Annotated in this window: 20 protein-coding genes and 1 pseudogene; 12 read left to right on the forward strand and 9 right to left on the reverse strand. The window is 64.3% G+C overall.

Annotated features, from left to right (window positions below; translation table 11 throughout):
- Nucleotides 1-67 precede the first annotated feature (67 nt).
- Together CDO35_RS20755 and CDO35_RS20760 are read right to left on the reverse strand one after the other, a co-directional pair.
- Nucleotides 68-1,369, reverse strand: a complete 1,302-nt coding sequence (locus tag CDO35_RS20755; protein WP_041977936.1) for an SLC13 family permease — start codon at nucleotides 1,367-1,369, stop codon at nucleotides 68-70.
- Between the two features lie 40 nt (nucleotides 1,370-1,409).
- Nucleotides 1,410-2,231 (reverse strand): amidohydrolase family protein, encoded by an 822-nt coding sequence (locus CDO35_RS20760; protein ID WP_208019982.1) that lies wholly within the window; start codon nucleotides 2,229-2,231, stop codon nucleotides 1,410-1,412.
- Nucleotides 2,232-2,410: 179 nt separating this feature from the next.
- Here CDO35_RS20760 and CDO35_RS20765 point away from each other — a divergent pair, with 179 nt between their 5' ends.
- Nucleotides 2,411-3,148 (forward strand): GntR family transcriptional regulator, encoded by a 738-nt coding sequence (locus CDO35_RS20765; RefSeq protein ID WP_099526496.1) that lies wholly within the window; start codon nucleotides 2,411-2,413, stop codon nucleotides 3,146-3,148.
- Nucleotides 3,149-3,215: 67 nt separating this feature from the next.
- Here the strand turns inward: CDO35_RS20765 and CDO35_RS20770 are convergent, their stop codons facing one another.
- From CDO35_RS20770 to CDO35_RS20780, 3 genes are all read right to left on the reverse strand, one after another.
- A complete protein-coding gene (locus CDO35_RS20770; protein ID WP_021488506.1) occupies nucleotides 3,216-4,526 on the reverse strand; it encodes a CitMHS family transporter in 1,311 nt (436 codons plus the stop codon).
- Between the two features lie 159 nt (nucleotides 4,527-4,685).
- Complete coding sequence (locus tag CDO35_RS20775; protein WP_099526497.1) at nucleotides 4,686-5,429, reverse strand: SDR family NAD(P)-dependent oxidoreductase; 744 nt, start codon at nucleotides 5,427-5,429, stop codon at nucleotides 4,686-4,688.
- 63 nt (nucleotides 5,430-5,492) lie between these two features.
- Nucleotides 5,493-5,840 carry a hypothetical protein gene (locus CDO35_RS20780; RefSeq protein WP_099526498.1) on the reverse strand — a complete coding sequence of 116 codons (348 nt, stop codon included), beginning with the start codon at nucleotides 5,838-5,840 and terminating at the stop codon, nucleotides 5,493-5,495.
- Nucleotides 5,841-6,094: 254 nt separating this feature from the next.
- On the opposite strand from CDO35_RS20780, the gene CDO35_RS20785 reads away from it, so the two are divergent.
- Nucleotides 6,095-6,856 (forward strand): carbon-nitrogen hydrolase family protein, encoded by a 762-nt coding sequence (locus CDO35_RS20785; RefSeq protein WP_099526499.1) that lies wholly within the window; start codon nucleotides 6,095-6,097, stop codon nucleotides 6,854-6,856.
- On the opposite strand, the gene CDO35_RS20790 is transcribed toward CDO35_RS20785, so the two are convergent.
- Nucleotides 6,857-7,387, reverse strand: a complete 531-nt coding sequence (locus tag CDO35_RS20790; protein WP_099526500.1) for a DUF3087 domain-containing protein — start codon at nucleotides 7,385-7,387, stop codon at nucleotides 6,857-6,859.
- A 65-nt stretch (nucleotides 7,388-7,452) separates the two neighbouring features.
- The gene (locus tag CDO35_RS20795) at nucleotides 7,453-8,067 is read right to left on the reverse strand and encodes a DJ-1/PfpI family protein (protein ID WP_099526501.1); all 615 of its coding nucleotides are present in this window, start codon (nucleotides 8,065-8,067) and stop codon (nucleotides 7,453-7,455) included.
- 83 nt (nucleotides 8,068-8,150) lie between these two features.
- Here CDO35_RS20795 and CDO35_RS20800 point away from each other — a divergent pair, with 83 nt between their 5' ends.
- Nucleotides 8,151-9,485 carry an aminotransferase-like domain-containing protein gene (locus CDO35_RS20800; RefSeq protein WP_099526502.1) on the forward strand — a complete coding sequence of 445 codons (1,335 nt, stop codon included), beginning with the start codon at nucleotides 8,151-8,153 and terminating at the stop codon, nucleotides 9,483-9,485.
- On the opposite strand, the gene CDO35_RS20805 is transcribed toward CDO35_RS20800, so the two are convergent.
- Complete coding sequence (locus CDO35_RS20805) at nucleotides 9,479-10,309, reverse strand: AraC family transcriptional regulator (protein WP_099526503.1); 831 nt, start codon at nucleotides 10,307-10,309, stop codon at nucleotides 9,479-9,481. The genes CDO35_RS20800 and CDO35_RS20805 overlap by 7 nt on opposite strands.
- Nucleotides 10,310-10,431: 122 nt before the next feature.
- On the opposite strand from CDO35_RS20805, the gene CDO35_RS20810 reads away from it, so the two are divergent.
- The 4 genes and pseudogenes from CDO35_RS20810 to CDO35_RS23350 all read left to right on the forward strand — a co-directional run bounded on the left by CDO35_RS20810 (nucleotide 10,432) and on the right by CDO35_RS23350 (nucleotide 13,061).
- Nucleotides 10,432-10,950 carry a carboxymuconolactone decarboxylase family protein gene (locus CDO35_RS20810; protein WP_099526504.1) on the forward strand — a complete coding sequence of 173 codons (519 nt, stop codon included), beginning with the start codon at nucleotides 10,432-10,434 and terminating at the stop codon, nucleotides 10,948-10,950.
- Nucleotides 10,951-10,968: 18 nt separating this feature from the next.
- Entirely contained in the window at nucleotides 10,969-11,223 is a 255-nt protein-coding gene (grxC, locus tag CDO35_RS20815) for a glutaredoxin 3 (protein WP_099526505.1), read from the forward strand.
- 191 nt (nucleotides 11,224-11,414) lie between these two features.
- Nucleotides 11,415-12,203 (forward strand): annotated as a pseudogene (locus CDO35_RS23345) (MCP four helix bundle domain-containing protein); the annotation flags it as partial.
- A 57-nt stretch (nucleotides 12,204-12,260) separates the two neighbouring features.
- Entirely contained in the window at nucleotides 12,261-13,061 is an 801-nt protein-coding gene (locus CDO35_RS23350) for a methyl-accepting chemotaxis protein (protein ID WP_425048550.1), read from the forward strand.
- 3 nt (nucleotides 13,062-13,064) lie between these two features.
- Here the strand turns inward: CDO35_RS23350 and CDO35_RS20825 are convergent, their stop codons facing one another.
- Complete coding sequence (locus CDO35_RS20825; protein WP_099526507.1) at nucleotides 13,065-14,513, reverse strand: alpha/beta hydrolase; 1,449 nt, start codon at nucleotides 14,511-14,513, stop codon at nucleotides 13,065-13,067.
- A 296-nt stretch (nucleotides 14,514-14,809) separates the two neighbouring features.
- Between CDO35_RS20825 and CDO35_RS20830 the strand changes: the two genes are divergently transcribed.
- The 5 genes from CDO35_RS20830 to CDO35_RS20850 all read left to right on the forward strand — a co-directional run bounded on the left by CDO35_RS20830 (nucleotide 14,810) and on the right by CDO35_RS20850 (nucleotide 18,283).
- A complete protein-coding gene (locus CDO35_RS20830; RefSeq protein ID WP_099526508.1) occupies nucleotides 14,810-15,166 on the forward strand; it encodes a metalloregulator ArsR/SmtB family transcription factor in 357 nt (118 codons plus the stop codon).
- A 9-nt stretch (nucleotides 15,167-15,175) separates the two neighbouring features.
- Nucleotides 15,176-16,459: an arsenic transporter gene (locus tag CDO35_RS20835; protein ID WP_099526509.1), complete on the forward strand. Its 1,284-nt coding sequence runs from the start codon at nucleotides 15,176-15,178 to the stop codon at nucleotides 16,457-16,459.
- Nucleotides 16,460-16,474: 15 nt separating this feature from the next.
- Nucleotides 16,475-16,945: an arsenate reductase ArsC gene (locus CDO35_RS20840; protein WP_099526510.1), complete on the forward strand. Its 471-nt coding sequence runs from the start codon at nucleotides 16,475-16,477 to the stop codon at nucleotides 16,943-16,945.
- 10 nt (nucleotides 16,946-16,955) lie between these two features.
- Nucleotides 16,956-17,645 carry an arsenical resistance protein ArsH gene (gene arsH / locus CDO35_RS20845; RefSeq protein ID WP_099526511.1) on the forward strand — a complete coding sequence of 230 codons (690 nt, stop codon included), beginning with the start codon at nucleotides 16,956-16,958 and terminating at the stop codon, nucleotides 17,643-17,645.
- An 83-nt stretch (nucleotides 17,646-17,728) separates the two neighbouring features.
- Nucleotides 17,729-18,283: a nucleotidyltransferase family protein gene (locus tag CDO35_RS20850; RefSeq protein WP_099526512.1), complete on the forward strand. Its 555-nt coding sequence runs from the start codon at nucleotides 17,729-17,731 to the stop codon at nucleotides 18,281-18,283.
- The last annotated feature ends 76 nt before the right edge of the window (nucleotides 18,284-18,359 follow it).

Below are 18,359 nucleotides of genomic sequence, written 5' to 3' on the forward strand. Positions count from 1 at the left end.
GCACACAAACTTAGCAGTCCAGTATCAACTCGCACTTTCCCCAAACTAGGCAAAGAACCTCTTCTCATCAGAACAGGAACGTCAGCGCCAGGTTGAACAGCATCGCTGCAACGAAGCCAATGGGCGCGGCGCGCAGCAGCAGTTGCGAGAACAGGGTCGAGCGAACCTTGTCGTCCGTGCAGGAGCCCAGCAGTAGACTGCCGCCGGAGGAGAACGGCGAGATCGAGGTAGCCTGAGCACCGACCACGATGGCGATGAAGAGGATCATCGGATCGATCGACATCGACGCCGAAAGCGGCAGCACCATGGGAAACAACGCCGGCGTCACTACGCCGAGCGTACTGGCGAAGATCGACATCAGCGCAGCCACCACGCCGAAGGCCACCGGAATCATCAACGGCGGGATATTGCCGCCGATCCAGGACGCCAGGGCATCGATGGTGCCGGCCTTGATCGCGACGGTAATCAGCATGCCGACGCCGCAGATCATGATCAGCGTGGCCCAGGGCACGGAGGCGATGGCCTTGCGCTCGTCACCCAGCTTGAGCAACAGGGCGATCACCGAGAAGACGCTGGCGATCAGGCCGATATCCACCTTGCTGTTGATGAACTTGATCGTGGCATTGTCCGGGAAGGCCAGCAGCGCCAGTGGTGCAGCGAGCACCAGCACCATCATCAGCACAGTCAGCAGCAGGGTCAGCTTCTGCTCACGATTGAAGGCCTCCGGCAGATCGGCGGCGAGCACGGCATTCTTCAGGTTGCGGCCGTGGCCACCGAGGAAGACGAAGGCGGAAATCACCAGCACCGGGATGATCGCCGTGCTGGCGAAGATCGCCAGGGCATTCACGAAAGCCTCGCTCTCGGGCATGCCGGCGCCGGTCATCAGGCCGCGGAAGATGATGCCACTCTGGCTGGAGACGAAGTTCGCCCCGGCCAGCGCACCGTAGTTCACTGCCATGCCACCAAGAATCAGGCTCATGCCGGTGCGCTGGCACAGCAGCAGGGTCAGCGGCGCCATGAAGGCCAGCACGGTGTAGTAACCGGCGCCCATGGCAGCGATCACCCCCGAGGTCAGCAAAATGGCATAGGGCAGCAGGTGCGGCACGCCACGGCAGCGGTACAGCAGATGCCCGGCGAGTTTTTCCAGGGTGCCGTTGACAGTGGCGAAGCTATAGAACAGGCAGACCGAGAAGATCACGAAGAAGATCTTCAGCGGCCACATGTTGATGATATCGCCCGGGCTCATGCCCATGCCGAAGCAGCCCAGCAGGTAGGCGAAGGCAATGGCGAACAGGCCGATGTTGATCTTGGTGGTGTAACCCAGCGCGACGGCGAGGACGATCGCGGCGACGACGAGCAAGCTCATCATGATGGTTTGACTCCTTTTGTTGTTCTGATGTGAGCAGTGGTTACGCTGAGGCGAAACCGAACAGGGTTGCGGGGTTGTCCACCAGAACGCGACGGCGCTCCTCGGGGTTGGGCAGCAGAGCCTCGAGCAGCGCGAATTGCTGATCGTAGCGGGTCTGCGACTCGAACTGGGTGTTGGGCCAATCGCTGCCCCAGAGGAAGCGACCGACGCCGCCACAAGCCTCACGCAGACGCACCTCGATGGCCTGGGTACGGCTCAGATCGGACTGGCTGCGGTAGGCTGCCGACAGCTTGATCCATACCGGCGCCTGGCCCAGCAGGTCGAAGAACACGTCATGCTGCGCAGCATCCAGTTGCACGCTCGGCGCGGGCAGGCCGAAGTGATCGATCACCACGGTGACGCCGGATTCGAGAATCGCCGGCACGATCAGCGCCAGGTCGTCGAAGCCGCGCTGAATTTCCACCTGCCAGCCACGGCGCGCCAGACGGCGGAACAGGCCACTCCAGGTTGGGCCGGTGTAATCCTCCAGCGCCTTGCCGATCAGGTTCAGGCGCACGCCCACCACGCCGGCAGCGGCCAACTCGTCCAGCTCGGCATCGCTGACCTGCGCATCCACCACCGCCACACCACGCAGGCGCTCAGGGAAGCGTTGCAACGCCTCGACCATGTAGTGGTTGTCGGTGCCGAGAAAGCTGGGCTGGATCAGCACCCCCTGGGACAGGCCGCAGGCGTCCAGGTGGGCCAGGTACTGCTCCACGGTGGCGTCATAGCTGGGGCTGTAGCGGCGGCCGGGAACCATGGGCAGGTCCTGGCGAAAGATGTGCGCGTGGGTGTCGATGCCGGTGATAGCGGCATAAGGCATGGGCGTCACGAAGCGATACCTCTGTCGATTCTTGTACGAGCCGCCGGTACGAGCGACTCCTTCTTGTAAGTCATATATTCATATATATGATTAGATGACTGTATCTACAGAGATCGAGTGCTGTCAATCTGCAGGCCAGTGGTAAAGTGACGGCCGGTCGACTTTTGGATTTGAGGTTTATGAGCACCACGACTCTGGGACAGGACGAGCGCCTGCCGCTGTACCAGCGGTTACGCGACGAAATGCTGGGGAAAATTGCCGCAGGCGAATGGTTGCCGGGTGAAGCCATCCCTACCGAAGCGGAGTTGACCCGCCACTACGGCGTGGCCGTTGGTACGGTGCGCAAGGCAGTGGAAACCCTGGTCGCAGAAGGCCTGCTGCTGCGTGCTCAGGGACGCGGCACCTTCGTACGCCGGCCGAACTTCGACGGCTCGCTGTTTCGTTTTTTCCGCCAGGTCAGCGTCAGTGGCCAGTCTCAGGTGCCGCAGGGTCGCATCCTCGACTGCCGCCAGGTAGCTGCCGATGCCGCCGTCAGCCAGGCACTGCAGCTGAGCGAAGGCGAGCCCTGCGTATTCCTCCAACGCCTGCGTCTGATCGACGGCCGCCCGCTGTTCCATGAACGTATCTGGCTGCCGGCTTCACGCTTCGACGCTCTGCTGGAGCTCGCGCCGGACGACTTTCCACAATTGCTCTACCCCTTCTACGAGCAGCATTGCGGCCAGCGCATCGCATCCGCCCGGGAAACCCTGACGGTCTCCTCCGCCGATGCCGAACTCGCCGCCATTCTGGATGTGGCCGAAGCCAGCCCAAGCGTGGTGATTGAACGTACCGCCTTGGGCTACGATCGCACGCCGCTGGAATATCGCCTGTCACGCGCGGCGGCGGAGAACTTCCGCTATCAGGTGGAAATCAGCTAAACACCCGCCTCCAGATGCAACACGCCCGGGCAAGCCCGGGCGTGAGGTGCGATACAAGCTGGGTTTGTCAGAACAACCCGAGTGCCCAGGCCGCACCGAACAGCACCAGCGAGAAGCCCCACATCCACCACAGCGAGTAGCGAATGTGCCGGCCCAGATCCAGCCCGGCCAGACCCAGCGCCAGCCACAGCGCCGGCGAGAACGGGCTGATGAAGGTGCCGATGATGTTGCCGATGGTCAGCGCATAGACCACGCTGGCCGGCTCGACGCCCTGGGCACCGACCACTTCCAGCGTTACCGGCAGCAGGCCGAAGTAGTAGGCGTCGGTGCTCAGCATCAGCTCCATCGGCAGGCCGAACAGCCCCAGCACGATATGCATCTGCCCCACCAGCGGTGCCGGCAGCACCTGCGCCAGGTCCTGGGCAATGGACGTGAGCATGCCGGTGCCAGTGAAGATGCCGAGCATCGAGCCCGCCGCCAGGATAATCATGCCCATACTCAGCGCAGCCGGAGCGTGGGCGGAGATACGCTGCATCTGCGCCTTGCCGCCGGGGTAGTTGATCAGCAGCGCCAGGCACAGACCGATCATGAAGATATAGCCAGCCGGCAGCACGCCAGAGAACAGCGATACCAGCACCGCCAGGAACAACGCGGAGTTGGCCCACAGCAGACGCGGGCGCTCCAGTGCAAGCTCCTCGGCGCTTGGCTCATGCAAATCAGTGCTGGTTTCCACCAGTACCCCTTCGTCCCCGCTCTTGCCGGCGGCGATACGGCGCTGCTCACGCCAACCCAGCAGCGCCGCCAGGGCTACCAACAACACCACACCGATACCCTGGATGGCGATCAGCGGACGCCACAGCTCGGTGACCTCGATGCCGGTCACGGCCGAGGCACGGCCCAGCGGTCCGGCCCAGGGCAGCATGTTGAAGATACCGGCGCCGATCGCCAGCAACAGCAGCATCAGGTACGGGCTCATGCGCAACTGCTTGTACAGCGGCAGCAAGGCGGGAACGGTGAGCAGGAAGGTGGTGGCGCCGGCGCCGTCCAGGTGCGCCAGCATGCCGATCACCGCAGTGGCCACGGTCACCGCGATCACGTTGCCGCGGGTGAGCCGGACCATGCCGCCGATCAGCGGGCGGAACAGCCCGGTGTCCTGCAGCACGCCAAAAAAGGTGATGGCAAACACGAACATGGTGGCAATCGCCGTCACGCGGCCGATGCCATCGGTGAAGAAACCGGAAATCGCCTCCGGGCCAAAGCCCGCGGCCAGAGCGCCGAGCAACGGCACCACGATCAATGGCAGAACAGGCGACATGCGCCCGATAAGCAGCAGCACAACCAGGCTGCAGATGGTCAACAGGCCAATCAAGGTCAACAAACCGCTTTCTCCTCTTTTTCTTGTAAAGCACGCGAAAGGCGCGTGCGGAGGCTAAGAGGCGAACCTTTCAAAAACCTTTAAGCGGCGAACATGCGCCTCGCTAAATGTCAGTGGATATGTCGCGAAATCGGGGCGGCAGCCCTGCCGCCCCGACTTCATTTATTGCAGGGTGTAGCCCTTGTCTACCACCCAATCCTGGCCGTGGACACCACGTGCACCATTGCTCAGCTGGAACAACACCACCTCGGCAATCGCCTGCGGATCTAGGAACTCACCGTCGACCAGGCGCTTGCCGACCTCACTGGCAACCCCCGCCAAGGCATCGTCAGCCAGACCCAGGCTGTTCCAGATCGGAGTCGCCGTCGGCCCTGGTGAAACCAGATTGAGCCGCAATCCTTCGCTGGCATGCTCCAGCGCAAGGCTACGTACCAGCGCAGATAGCGCCGCCTTGCTGGCGATATAACCGCCGAGCCCGGCAAACCCCAGTTGACGCAGAAAGGTACTGATGAAAACCACCGACGCGGGCCGCGCCAGATGAGGCCTAAGCACGTGAAAGGTATTGATTGCACCGGCGCCATTGACCCGCCACTGCTGTTCGAATGCCTGCATGTCGCAGCCCGGCGCCAACCGCGCGATTCCAGCGTTGGGCACCAGATAATCGACTGCACCGAGCCGCCCCGCCCGCTCGGCCAGCCCATGCAGCGCGTCGATATCGGTGACGTCACCCGCACACCAATGCAGCTGTTCGGGATGCAACGCCTGCAACGCCTCCAACGCGCCCAGACGCCGTGAAAAAGCCAGTACCCGCGCGCCGCGCTGCAGCAACAGATCACACACTGCCAGGCCAATACCTGAACTGGCCCCGGTGACGACAGCCAGACGACCCTGAAAATTCGTATTCATGAAGTTCCTCGAAGCGATAAGAGCATGAGTACCGCGGCTTCCACGAGCCGCGCTGAGATCGACTTACTGCGCTTGCAGGCGGATACCGTTCATCTTCACCTGCTGACCCAGCTCGAAGCGCTCCTTGGGCGAACGCACCCACTGCTCACGACCATCTTCGTGGCGCACCACATAGGCGGTGCCGCTATTGCCAGTGGCGGCCTGCACCTGCGCGCCGGACCAGAGCCCAGCGGCGCCGCCAATCAGCGCACCAACAGGGCCACCCGCGGCGGCACCCAGCATCAGGCCGGACAAACCTCCAAAACCGGCACCTACAGAGTTTTCTTCACGTCCGGCCACCACTTCGGCAGCCTGCACAACATTGACGGCCGCAAGGCCGAGGGAAAGGGCAAGCAAGGCAATGGATTTCATCTGATTTCTCCTTTAATGGGCATTGCACCTGGAGCAAATCAGTTTCCGTGCCATATATTTTTTACTTAAAAAACAACAAGATAAAATCAGATAAGTTTTAATGACTACGCCATAAAGAAGTCATAAAGACTAAATAAAGGTCATGATGACTCTTCGCATCGATGCCGACGTGAGCCTTGCGCTTGCCAGCACACGCAAGGTCTTCAACAGCAATCCATGCTCTACTGTCGCAACCCAAAGTGACAGCAAGCCCCATGACCGACCTCGATCTCTGCGCCGCCCAATACTGCGCCATCGCCGGCGACCTCCACGCCAACCTCCAGCGCCACCTGCAGGTCATGCGACTCGCCGCCGAGCAGCGCATCGATTTTCTGCTGTTCCCCGAACTGTCGTTGACCGGCTACGAGCCCTCGCTGGCACGCGAACTGGCGCAGGCGACGGACACTGCCCTGCTGCAACCTTTGCGCACATTGGCCAAGCAGCTGCGCATGACCACGGCGGTCGGCCTGCCGCTGCGAACAGCCGAAAGCGACGCCGTCCTGATCGGCTCAGTGCTATGCGGCGCCGATGGCTCGCAGGCCATCTACACCAAGCAGCACCTGCATGCGGGTGAAGAGCGAGTGTTCAGCCCAGGCACCGGCGGTGCGCCGCAGCACCTCGGCGACGAGCGCATCGCCCTGTCGATCTGTGCGGACTTCGCCCACGCCAGCCATGCCAGGGCTGCCGTCGAGCGCGGCGCCGGGATCTACGCGACCAGTGTGCTGATCAGCGAAAACGGTTACCCGCATGACAGCGAATTGCTCGAAGGCTATGCCCGTGACTTGTCCCTCGGGGTGTTGATGGCCAACCACGGCGGTCCTTCCGGCGGCTGGGCCTGCGCCGGGCGCAGCGCGTTCTGGGCGCCCGGTGGGCGACAGGTGGTAAATGCAGTCGGCACGGGTGACTGCCTCGTGATTGCGCGCCGCCGCCAGGGCATCTGGCAAGGTCAGACGCTGGAGTTGTCGCTGGACAACTGATCAGGCCGCTTTGAACGCCTTCACCTGCTCCAGCCAGGCCAGGTCGAGCCACGTCTGCTCGATATCCAGCCCCTGCTGCTCCATCGCCTCACGATGGCTATCGATCTCGCGCACCATCTGGCTCAGCTCGCTGGAGTTGCCGTCGAGCTGGTGCATCTGGGTTACCCCCAAATGATAGAAACGCAGCAACTTCATCGCGCCGTCATCCCCTTGCGCCACGCCCGCCTTGACGTGATGCATGACATTGGTGACGCGCATCAGGCTGCGCTTGAGCCGCCAGCCGTAGACGGCCGGCGCCATGAACGGTCTTGACCAGAGTTGCTGGCGCACCAGGACGATGGTCAGGCCGAGCCCCACCACCACACCGAGCAGGTTCCATTTGAAGTTGTCGCCACCGAGCGTGCCGAACACCTGCGTACTCAGCGTGGCGCAGAGCATGGCCAGCGCCACGAAGATGACCGCGATAACCGCAGTACTGCGACGGGTCTGCTGGCGGTAGTAGGCGGGGTCAATGGGCTGGATTTCGAACATGCGCGAAGGCTCGTGGCGGGGTCAGTCGGCGATGGTACGACAGCTTGCCACGATGCACGAACTCGTCACGCCTCTGTACGGCCTTGAAGATAAGGGCCGATCGCCGCCAACGCCCCCGCCAGGTACTGCGCCTTCTCACCAACCGGCGCCACGTAGTGCAGCGCCTGGCACGCCTCGTCGAGGCCGACCAGACGGGCGATAACCCAGGCGGCGAGATAAGTGGACGCGAGGCAGCCGCCCGCCGTGGCGACATTGCCACGGGCGAACAGCGGCTGATCGAGCACCTGCACACCTGCCTCCTGCACCCAGGGTTTGCTGGTCAGGTCGGTGCAGGCGGCAACGCCGTCGAGCAAGCCGAGCTTGGCCAGTACCAACGTACCGGAACACTGCGCCGCCAGCAGTTGGCGCGCCGGGTCGAGGCGCAGTTGCGCCATCAGCGCTTCATCCGCCACCACCTCACGGGTGCGCATGCCACTGCCGACGATAACCGCATCAGCCGCGCATGCCTGCTGCACGTCGATCTGGCTATCGATCACCAGCCCGTTCATGGATGTCACGCGCGCAGCCGGACTGGCGATGCTGACGCACCAGTCCGGCTGGCGGATGCGGTTGAGAATGGCGTAAGCGATCAGCGAGTCGAGTTCGTTGAACCCTTCGAAGGTCAGAATGGCGATGTGCATGGCGGCTCCTGTCATGAAACGGGTTGCCACGCAGCTTCGGGGCAATGACCATGACAATCAAATAATTGTCATGGATACAACCCATGCCCCGCACGCGCTACAAGCAACTGGTCGATCAGTTGGCCGCCGACATCCGCTGTGGCGCGCTCGCGCCCGGCACACGCCTGCCCACGCACCGCGAACTGGCCGCACAGCACGGCATCGCCCTGGTCACCGCGTCCAGGGTCTACACCGAGCTGCACGCCATGGGCCTGGTGAGTGGAGAAACCGGACGCGGCACCTTCGTGCGTGAGACCAGCCTGGCGCCTGGCCACGGTATCGACCAGCCGGCGACCGAGGGTGGCATGCTCGACCTCAACTTCAACTACCCCACGTTGCCGGGCCAGGCCGACCTGCTGCGCCAGGCCCTGCGCCAGCTGGCATTGTCCGGGGATCTGGAAGCACTGCTGCGCTACCAGCCGCATGCCGGGCGCCCCCATGAGCGGGCATTGCTGGCCAGGCACCTGACGGATCAGGGGCTCCCGGTCACGGCGCAACAGGTGCTGATCGTCAACGGCGCCCAACACGGTCTGGCGCTGACCCTGCAGACCCTGCTCAAACCCGGTGACGTGGTCGCGGTCGATGCGCTTACCTACCCCGGTTTCAAGGCGGCCGCCGCCGCGCGCGGCGTGGAGTTGCTGGCACTGCCCTGCGACGCCAGCGGCCCCGATTTCGCTGCCCTGGCGGCGCGGTGCAGAACGCGCCGGGTACGAGCGATCTACAGCATGCCGACCCTGCATAACCCACTGGGCTGGGTACTCGACCGGTCGCAGCGCGAGCGCCTGATCGATATCGCCCGCGAGCACGACCTGCTGATCATCGAGGATGCCGCCTACGCCTTCCTGGCCAGCTCGGCGCCAGCACCACTGGCCGCCCTGGCGCCCGAACGCACAGTTCATGTATCTGGCTTCTCGAAGAACATCTCCACCGGCTTGCGGGTTGGCTACCTGACTGCGCCTGCCGTCTGGGTCGCCGCACTGGAGCGCAGCATCCGCGCCAGCACCTGGAACACCCCGGGCATCATGACGGCGCTGGTCTGCGCCTGGATCGAAGACGGCACACTGGCCCGCCTGCAAGCGCAGAAACGCGAGGACGCCCGCTGTCGGCAAGCACTGGCTCGGCGCGTGCTGGACGGCCTGCAACCGATCGGCCATGAGGCCGGCTATTTCCTCTGGCTGCCGTTGCCGGCCGAGGTGCGCGCCGATCAGGTCGTGGCGCGCCTGCTGCACGAGCAGGTGGCGGTCTCCACCGCTGAGCCGTTCAGCACTTCGGAGCAGGTGCCCCATGCGCTGCGCCTGGCCCTTGGCTCGGTCACCCTGGCGCAACTGGAAGACGCGCTGAACAGAGTCAGGCAAGCCATCGCCCACTTCGCCTATTGAGCGACCTGACGCAGCCACTCGCTGGGACTCGCCCCCACCTTGCGGCGAAACGCGCGCGCCAGCGCCGAAGGGCTTTCGTAACCAACCTCATCGGCGATCAGCGCCATGGGCCGGCCTTCTCGCAAGCGCTTCTGCGCCAGGCTGACACGCCAGCCCACCAGATAATCGGCCGGCGTAGCACCCACCACCTGGTGAAAGTGCGCAGCGAAACTGGCGCGCGACATACCGGCCAACGCCGCCAGTTCGGCCACCGACCAGCCATGCTGCGGTTTCTCGTGCAGCTGATTGAGCGCGCGTGCCAGGCGCGGTTCGGCCAGGCCGGCCATCATCCCCGAGGCCAGCTCGCGGCTGTTCATCAAGTGCCGCAGCAGCTGGATAACCATCAGCTCGAATAGGCGGTTGAGCACCAGTTCGCGCCCACAATCCTCCCCTGCCGCTTCGGCGAACAGCCAGTCCAGGCAGCCGCTCAGGCTCGGCAGTTCACGCAACGGTTTGACGATGGCGCCGGGCAATGCCCGCGACAGCGGATTGTCGATACCGCCATCGAAGGCCAAGGTGGCGCAGACCAACTCGGCGCCATCGGCCTCGCTGGCCGTCATCTGGTGCAGGCGCGGCCTGGCCACCAGCATCAGGCTCGGCTCCTGCAGACGCAGCTCGCGGCCGTCGCCTTCGCGAAAGCTCATGCGCCCGGCACGCAGCAGGTGAATGTAGCCATGCGGCTCATGCTTGCCATGGCTGCTGGTGCCGTAGAAGCCACCGCGGTGGAAGGTGCTGGCGTGCAGATTGAAGTGATGCAGCAGGCTGGACAGGCGATCCATGGTCATCTCGCACTCTTGGACGATCTGTCGCATAACATCGACGATCTGAATCCGAAAGGCCAGCTCATTTCACTAATCTGGCTCCAGGCTTGAACGACAAGCTCCCCACCCAAGACTGGAGAATCACCATGACTCGTATCGCCACACTGCCCTTCGAACAAACCGCCGCCAGCGCCCAGGCGCAACTGGAAGGTATCCGCAAGGGCCTCGGTTTCATCCCCAACACCTTCGCTACCCTGGCCAATGCCCCAGCCGCGCTGAGCGGCTACCTGGCGCTGTCCCAGGCCCTAGGCAAGGGCACGCTGAATGCCAAGGCGCGCGAAGTGGTCGCGCTGGCAAGCTCGCAGGTCAACGGCTGCGAGTATTGCCTGGCCGCACACACCCTGTTCGCCGGCAAGGCCGGTTTGAGCGAGGCGGACATTCGCAGCGCCCGCGACGGCGAGTTCGATGCCGTGGCGCGCCTGACCCGACAGATCATCGACAGCAGCGGCCGCATCAGCGATGCGCAACTGCAGGCTGCACGCGAAGCTGGGCTGAGTGACGCCGCTATCGTCGAAGTGGTAGCCAACGTCGCCTTGATGACGCTGACCAACTACCTCAACAACCTGGCCGAAACCGTTGTCGACTTTCCGCCCGTAGCCGTCTGACGAGACAGGAGGTGCACCATGCAAGCCGTCACTCTTTACACAACCGGCCACTGCCCCTACTGCGTAAATGCCAAGGCGCTGCTGTCCCGCAAGGGCGTGGCCTACGAGGAAATCGACGTGGGCAGCTCACCGCAGCGTCTGGCGGAAATGCTACAGCGCAGCAAGCGCCGCAGCGTGCCGCAGATCTTCATCGGCGCGCAGCATGTCGGTGGCTTCGATGATCTCGCCGCGCTGGAGCGTGGCGGCAAGCTGGATGCGCTGCTGCAAGCCTGAGTCTGAATGCGCCGCAAGCCCTCTCTTGCGGCGCATGGCTTATCGAGCACCGAACTCGACAAGCTCCAGTCCATGCACCAGATTTAAGCGAGTTTGCCCCTCATGCTCCGGGCCGGTGCTGCCGATATAGCAAAGGCGGCGCCAAACCGGCATGCTGCGCGCCGCTTATGCCCTCGAACCGGAGCCTTTCCATGAGCCTCGATGCCCTGTCCCTGAAGTCCCGCCTGATCATCGCGGTGGCCATCCCCTGCATTGCCCTGTTGCTGGTAGCGCTGACCAGCCTGAGCAGCATGTCCAGCATGCACCGGGATACGGAGGTGCTCTACCTCAATACCGCCGCGCCGATGCGCGCCATGGCTGAAGCCGCCTCGCGCATCCCGCGCATGCGCGTGGGCATCGACATGATGCTGCTGCAGGACACCCCGTTGCGCGACGAGCGCGGCGTCAAATCCCGTGTGCAGGACGCCCGCAACGAAGACATCCCCGGCATGCGCGAAGCCATGCGCCAGGCCGTGGCCGCCCAGGTCAATCCGGAACGCAAGGCGCAGGCGCAGCAACTGCTCGATCAGTTCGAGACCATGGTCAGCAACGAGCTGAATCCGATGCTCGCCGCCTTCGACGCGGGCGACATGGCCAAGGCGCAACAGATCTATCGCGACCAGTACGCCAAGACCTACGGCGTGATGCGTCAGGGCGCCAACGACCTGCTCGATGCCCTGCTCAAACAGGCCGAGCAACAGAACGAACACAGCAGCAAAAGCTATGAAGAAGGCCTGACCCGCCAGATCGGTATCATCGCCACCGGCCTGCTGGTGTCGATCATCATTTCCTGGCTGATCGTCATCCAGTTGCGCCGCCGCGTCGCCGTACTGCAGAACAGCCTGGGCCAGGCCGCCGACAACCTGGCACTGGACACCCGCATCGACCTGCCCGGCCAGGACGAGCTGGCGGAGATCGCCCGCAGCTTCAACCAGTTCATCGACAAGGTGCACGGCGCCATGCGCCAGCTCGCCGACAACTCGCGCCAGCTGTCCGGTATGGCCCGCGACGTGGCCGAGCGCGCGCGTCTGACCCAGAGCAACTGCACGGCGCAGAGCGACCGCACGGTGCAGGTGGCCACCGCCATCAACGAACTGGGCTCGACCGTCAACGAAATCGCCCTTAATGCCGAGAATGCCGCCGATGTGGCACGCGAAGCGACCCAGCATGCCCGTGACGGCGGCGCGGTGGTCAGCCAGGCGCAGCAGCAGGTCGATGCGCTCAACGGTGAGCTGGAGCAGGCCGCCAGGGTCATCGGCGCGCTGGCGGCGCAGACCGACGCCATCAGCACCACGCTCAACACCATTCGCAGCATTTCCGAACAGACCAACCTGCTCGCCCTCAACGCCGCCATCGAAGCCGCGCGTGCAGGCGAACAGGGCCGTGGCTTTGCCGTGGTAGCCGATGAGGTGCGCACCCTGGCCAGCCGTTCCGGCGCCTCCACCGAGGAAATCCAGCAGGTCATCGACCGTCTGCAGAACGAATCCCGCTCGGCCGTCGAGGCCATGGCCAAGGGGCAACGGCAGAGCGCGCTGGTGGTGGAGTACGCGAGCAAGGCATCGGTGGCGCTGGAGCAGATCAACAGCCATATCGGCCAGATCAGCGATCAGAACATTCAGGTCGCCACCGCCACCGAGGAGCAGTCCAGCGTGGTCGAGGACATCAACCGCAATATCGTCGACATCAACGAGCTGACCGTCGGCACCACCCATATCGCCGACCAGCTCAACCAGGCCAGCAGCGACCTGCAGGCGCTGTCGAGCCAACTGGACGGGCTGGTGGGCCGTTTCCGCCTGTAAGGCTCAGCGCAGATCCTCGTCGATACGCTGCAGCAGGTAATCGTAGAAGGGGTTGGACGTCGCCCGCTGCAGGCTGTCCAGCCCCACCACCAGCACGCCGTGCTCACCGCGCGGCGCCAGCGTACCCAGCGCCACGCCATAGTCCTCGCCCGCTACCGGATCACTGCCATACAGCGGATCACTGGGCGGAAACGGCAAGGCCACGTGCGACAGCGAAAACAGCTGACTCGGGTAGTCCACCCCCAGCGACATGCGCTGCATCTGCTGGCTGCCTGCGGCGATACGACGAGCCTCCACCGCACGCCCCTGATCCGGCGCCACGCCAACCACGGTCAGATCAAAGTCACGTGCGGCCGGTGGCAGCAATTGCTCCAGCAACCCGCTCATATCCGTGCGCAGCAGCGAACTGGCCGCCTGCGAGCGATTGATATCGAACACCACCAACTCGCTGCCGTTGGCCGGCAAGCGTTCGAACAACTGGTGCACCACCGCTGGCGTGCTCACGGTGTTGTCGGCCAGTGATTGCAGGGCCAGCACCGGCGGCAGTCGAGCCAGACGGCCATCGGCCTCGGCGGCGTCGAAAGCACTCTGCACCTCGCGGGTCAGCTCGTAGGTCTGCCGCGCCGCGTGCACCGGGAAGGAGTTGTACTTGAACGGATTGAACTCCGGCAGCACGTTCATCCACGCCGACTTGGCGAAGGCCGGCAGAACCGCCGGCAAGGCCGCCAGCCCGGCATAGCGAGCGTAGCTGGTGACGCCGATCATCGGCGAGATCAGCACCAGGCGTTGCGGCATGGCTAGGCGCTCGTCCGCCAATGCCGCCAGGCTGTAGCGCAGTGCCAACGCCCCGCCATTGGAATAGCCAACGAGATACAGCGGCCCGCCCGGCACCTGGCGCCGCGCTTCGCGTACAGCCAGGCGCGTGGTGGCCAGCCATTGTTCCCAGTGCGCAGCAGTAAGCGCCGCCGGCACCGTGCCATGGCCGGGCATGCGTGGCACCACAGCGAGCAGGCCCTGCTCGCTCAGGTGCTGGGCGATATGGCGCAGGCTGTAGGGCGAGTCGGTCAGACCGTGCAGCAACACCACCACGCCACGCGCCGAGCCCAGCGGCGGCAGGATGAAGGAACGGTTCCAGTCACGCGGCAGATTGCCGGGGTAGACCGGGCTGTTGCTGGCATAGCGACTATAGGCCGCCGTGCCGGAGGCCGTGACCGGCTCGATCAGCTCACGCTGCAAACGCTCGAACAGCGCCGCCTCGGCAGCCACGTAGGTCTGCCAGTCGCCCTCGTCCAGCTCGCTGACCTCAAGCTCCTGCGGCACCAGGCGGTGCCAGGGTTCCAGTTCGGGCAATGACGATAGCCCGGCGATACGAATGCCGAGCAAGGCCACCACGATCAACAACAGCACTACCAGCGTCCAGGCCATCACGTTGCGCATGCGCGGTAAACGCATCCAGCGCCTCCCTTGAAAATCTCTGGCCGGGAAAGTCCGTCCCGGCGACCGGAGGGCGCCTCTAAAAACGTAGGCGAGGCAGTCAGCGCAAGGCAAAAACAGGCGAAAAAGCGCAGTTTACGAGTTGTAAATGAGCATTTTGAGCCTGTTTTTAACGCAGCGATGGCAACGCAGGTAGTTTTTAGAGGTGCCCTGACTCGGGGACTGTAGTGCAAAGCCGCCCAAAACCACCACCAGCTTGCCTAGAACATATGGATTTCCGTATATTCGACAACCCGCATATAAAGACCTGCCCAATGTCCGACCACCTTTCCCCACCCGCGCTGTTCAAATCCCTGGCCGATGAAACCCGCGCCCGCGCCGTGCTGCTGATCGCCGAGCAGAGCGAGCTGTGCGTGTGCGAGCTGGTCTGCGCGCTGGGCGACAGCCAGCCGAAGATCTCCCGCCACCTGGCGCAACTGCGCAGCAGCGGCCTGCTGCAGGATCGTCGCCAGGGCCAATGGGTTTACTACCGTCTTGCGCCCGATCTGCCGCAATGGGTGCGCGATGTACTGGCCGCCACCCTGGCCGCCAACCGCACCTGGCTGGAGCAGGACGCCAGCCGCCTCGCCAACATGGGCGACCGCCCTGCTCGCCTCGCCACCTGCTGCTGAGTACACCGCATGCTGATCGCCGTCGCCATCTTCCTGTTCACCCTGATTCTGGTCATCTGGCAACCCAGAGGCCTCGGCGTTGGCTGGAGCGCCTCGCTCGGCGCCGTGCTGGCCCTGGCCGCCGGCGTGGTCAGCTTGGCCGACATTCCCACGGTGTGGGACATCGTGTGGAATGCCACGGCGACCTTCATCGCCGTGATCATCATCAGCCTGCTGCTCGATGAGGCCGGCTTCTTCGAATGGGCGGCGCTGCACGTGGCGCGCTGGGCCAACGGCAGCGGCGCGCGCCTGTTCGCCTTCAGCATCCTGCTTGGCGCGGCGGTGTCGGCACTGTTCGCCAACGATGGCGCGGCGCTGATCCTCACTCCCATCGTGATTTCCATGTTGCTGGCGCTGCGCTTCTCGCCGGCTTCGACCCTGGCCTTCGTCATGGCCGCCGGCTTTATCGCCGACACAGCCAGTCTGCCGCTGGTGGTGTCCAACCTGGTCAACATCGTCTCGGCTGACTACTTCGACATCGGCTTCGGCGCCTACGCCGCGGTGATGGTGCCGGTGAACCTGGTCAGCGTCGCCGCCACGCTGCTGGTGCTGTGGCTGTTCTTCCGCCGCGACATTCCGGCGCGCTATGAAGTGACGGCGCTGCAGGCGCCGAGCCAGGCGATCCGCGACCTCAGCACCTTCAAGGTCGGCTGGGCGGTGCTGCTCGCGCTGCTGTTCGGGCTGTTCGCCCTGGAGCCGCTGGGCATCCCCATCAGCGCCGTGGCGGCAGCCTGTGCCGCGCTGCTGTTCGCGGTCGCCGCGCGTGGCAAACGCATCGCCACCGGCAAGGTCCTGCGCGAGGCCCCCTGGCAGGTGGTGATCTTCTCCCTCGGCATGTACCTGGTGGTGTACGGCCTGAGCAATGCCGGCCTGACCGCCGAGCTGACCCACCTGCTCGACACCTTCGCCGGCTACGGCATCTGGGGCGCGGCGCTGGGCACCGGCCTGCTCAGCGCGTTGCTGTCATCCTTGATGAACAACATGCCCAGCGTGCTGATCGGGGCGCTGGCCATCGACGCCAGCCAGGCCAGTGGCGCGGTGCGTGAGGCGATGATCTACGCCAACGTGATCGGCTGCGACCTGGGGCCGAAGATCACCCCCATCGGCAGCCTGGCCACCCTGCTCTGGCTGCACGTATTGGCGCGCAAGGGCATCCGTGTGACCTGGGGTTACTACTTCAAGGTCGGCATCGTGCTCACCCTGCCGGTACTACTGCTTACCCTTTCGGCCCTGGCCCTGCGCCTGAGCCTCTGACCTGGAGCCTTCAAGATGAAAGTCCTGTTCATGTGCACGGCCAACAGCTGCCGCAGCATCCTTTCCGAAGCCATGTTCAACCACCTGGCGCCGAGCGAGCACCAGGCAGTCAGCTCCGGCAGTTTCCCGCGCGGCGAGGTGCTGCCGCGTACGCTGGTAACGCTGCGCGACGCCGGCATCGACACCGAGGGCCTGAGCAGCAAGGGCAACGACGCCTTCGAAGATTGCCCGCCGGATATCGTCATCACCGTCTGCGACAAGGCGGCCGGCGAAGCCTGCCCGGTGTACTTCGGCCCGGCGCTGAAAGCCCACTGGGGCCTGGAAGATCCGTCCCATGTGGAAGGCGACGAGGCCAGCATCGACGCCGCCTTTCAAGCCACCCTGGCACATATCGAACGACGCTGCCGCGCCTTCCTCGCCCTGCCCCTGGCGGACATGAGCCGCGACGAGCTGCAGCAGGCGCTCAACCGTATCGGCCAGGAGTGAGGACGCGCGCATGAACGACGAACTACCCAATCTCGACCTAGGCCTGCTGCCGGCCCAACGCAGCGACTCGGCACCAGCACCGCGCATTCTGCTGCTGTACGGCTCCACCCGGCCGCGCTCGTTCAGCCGCCTGCTGGTGCAGGAAGCGGCGCGCCTGCTGCAGCATCTGGGCTGCGAGACGCGCATCTTCGACCCGTCCGGCCTGCCACTGCCGGACGACGCCCCGGTCGAGCATCCCAAGGTGCAGGAACTGCGCGACCTGATGCAGTGGTCTGAAGGCCAGGTGTGGTGCTCGCCGGAACGCCACGGTGCCATGTCGGCGGTATTCAAGGCGCAGATCGACTGGGTGCCGCTGGCCGTGGGCGCGGTACGCCCGACGCAGGGCAAGACCCTCGCGGTGATGCAGGTCTGTGGCGGCTCGCAGTCGTTCAACGTGGTCAATCAATTGCGTGTACTCGGCCGCTGGATGCGCATGTTCACCATCCCCAACCAGTCCTCGGTGCCCAAGGCCTTTCTCGAATTCGGCGATGACGACCGCATGCAGCCATCGCCCTACTACGACCGCCTGGTGGACGTGATGGAAGAGCTGGTGCGTTTCACCTGGCTACTGCGCGACCACCCCGAATTGGTGGACCGTTACTCCGAGCGCAAGGAGTCGGCCGAGGCGCTATCGCAGCGGGTCAATCAGCGCAGTATCTGAAGCGCTTCAGTACGGCGACAATCGCGACTGAAGCCGCTCCTTCGTTGTGGAGCGGCAACAGGCACCACTGATAGGCTGCGCGCATGAACCTCGTTGCTCGCCTCCAGACCCTGATTGCCGAAGACCCTCGGCGCCTGCGCATCCTGCAGCAGGTGCGCGGGCTCGACTTGCCCGATTGCTGGGTGGCCGCCGGTTTCGTGCGCAGTGCGGTCTGGGACCATCTGCACCAACGCACGCCCTCGCCGCTACCAGAAGATATCGACGTAATCTGGTTCGACCGTCGTCAGCCCTCCCCTACTCGCGATGCTGAGCTGGAGACGATCCTGCGCCACCGGGACGAATCGCTGCAGTGGTCGGTGAAGAATCAGGCACGCATGCACCTGCGCAATGATGATGCGCCTTACGCCTCGGCGACCGAGGCGATGCGGTACTGGCCGGAGACCGCGACTGCGGTGGGCGTCAGGCTCGATGGCCAGGACAGGCTGGAGGTCGCTGCACCGCTGGGCCTCGATGACCTGTTCGACCTCGTGGTGCGACCGGCGGGGAGATTCAAGGATGAAAAGCAGCCGATTTACCAGCAAAGACTGCGCGACAAGAACTGGCTGGCGACTTGGCCGAAGCTTAAGGTGCTGCCTTAGGGTGGATGTAAAGAGCGACCGCCAACCTGCGACAGAAACCCGTGGGAGGCGCTTCAGCGGCGACAGTCGCGGCTCA

This window comes from Pseudomonas sediminis, from assembly GCF_002741105.1.
Taxonomy (GTDB): domain Bacteria; phylum Pseudomonadota; class Gammaproteobacteria; order Pseudomonadales; family Pseudomonadaceae; genus Aquipseudomonas; species Aquipseudomonas sediminis.

What these genes read in the sequence shown, in the direction of transcription:
- CDO35_RS20850 (WP_099526512.1), top strand. Translation starts at nt 17,729, where the DNA reads ATGAACCTCGTTGCTCGCCTCCAGACCCTGATTGCCGAAGACCCTCGG.
- CDO35_RS20790 (WP_099526500.1), bottom strand. Translation starts at nt 7,387, where the DNA reads ATGTTCGAAATCCAGCCCATTGACCCCGCCTACTACCGCCAGCAGACC.
- CDO35_RS20775 (WP_099526497.1), bottom strand. Translation starts at nt 5,429, where the DNA reads ATGAATACGAATTTTCAGGGTCGTCTGGCTGTCGTCACCGGGGCCAGT.
- CDO35_RS20840 (WP_099526510.1), top strand. Translation starts at nt 16,475, where the DNA reads ATGAAAGTCCTGTTCATGTGCACGGCCAACAGCTGCCGCAGCATCCTT.
- CDO35_RS20825 (WP_099526507.1), bottom strand. Translation starts at nt 14,513, where the DNA reads ATGCGTTTACCGCGCATGCGCAACGTGATGGCCTGGACGCTGGTAGTG.
- CDO35_RS23350 (WP_425048550.1), top strand. Translation starts at nt 12,261, where the DNA reads ATGGCCCGCGACGTGGCCGAGCGCGCGCGTCTGACCCAGAGCAACTGC.
- CDO35_RS20830 (WP_099526508.1), top strand. Translation starts at nt 14,810, where the DNA reads ATGTCCGACCACCTTTCCCCACCCGCGCTGTTCAAATCCCTGGCCGAT.
- CDO35_RS20835 (WP_099526509.1), top strand. Translation starts at nt 15,176, where the DNA reads ATGCTGATCGCCGTCGCCATCTTCCTGTTCACCCTGATTCTGGTCATC.
- arsH (WP_099526511.1), top strand. Translation starts at nt 16,956, where the DNA reads ATGAACGACGAACTACCCAATCTCGACCTAGGCCTGCTGCCGGCCCAA.
- CDO35_RS20800 (WP_099526502.1), top strand. Translation starts at nt 8,151, where the DNA reads ATGCCCCGCACGCGCTACAAGCAACTGGTCGATCAGTTGGCCGCCGAC.
- CDO35_RS20805 (WP_099526503.1), bottom strand. Translation starts at nt 10,309, where the DNA reads ATGACCATGGATCGCCTGTCCAGCCTGCTGCATCACTTCAATCTGCAC.
- grxC (WP_099526505.1), top strand. Translation starts at nt 10,969, where the DNA reads ATGCAAGCCGTCACTCTTTACACAACCGGCCACTGCCCCTACTGCGTA.
- CDO35_RS20780 (WP_099526498.1), bottom strand. Translation starts at nt 5,840, where the DNA reads ATGAAATCCATTGCCTTGCTTGCCCTTTCCCTCGGCCTTGCGGCCGTC.
- CDO35_RS20810 (WP_099526504.1), top strand. Translation starts at nt 10,432, where the DNA reads ATGACTCGTATCGCCACACTGCCCTTCGAACAAACCGCCGCCAGCGCC.
- CDO35_RS20755 (WP_041977936.1), bottom strand. Translation starts at nt 1,369, where the DNA reads ATGATGAGCTTGCTCGTCGTCGCCGCGATCGTCCTCGCCGTCGCGCTG.
- CDO35_RS20795 (WP_099526501.1), bottom strand. Translation starts at nt 8,067, where the DNA reads ATGCACATCGCCATTCTGACCTTCGAAGGGTTCAACGAACTCGACTCG.
- CDO35_RS20760 (WP_208019982.1), bottom strand. Translation starts at nt 2,231, where the DNA reads ATGCCTTATGCCGCTATCACCGGCATCGACACCCACGCGCACATCTTT.
- CDO35_RS20785 (WP_099526499.1), top strand. Translation starts at nt 6,095, where the DNA reads ATGACCGACCTCGATCTCTGCGCCGCCCAATACTGCGCCATCGCCGGC.
- CDO35_RS20765 (WP_099526496.1), top strand. Translation starts at nt 2,411, where the DNA reads ATGAGCACCACGACTCTGGGACAGGACGAGCGCCTGCCGCTGTACCAG.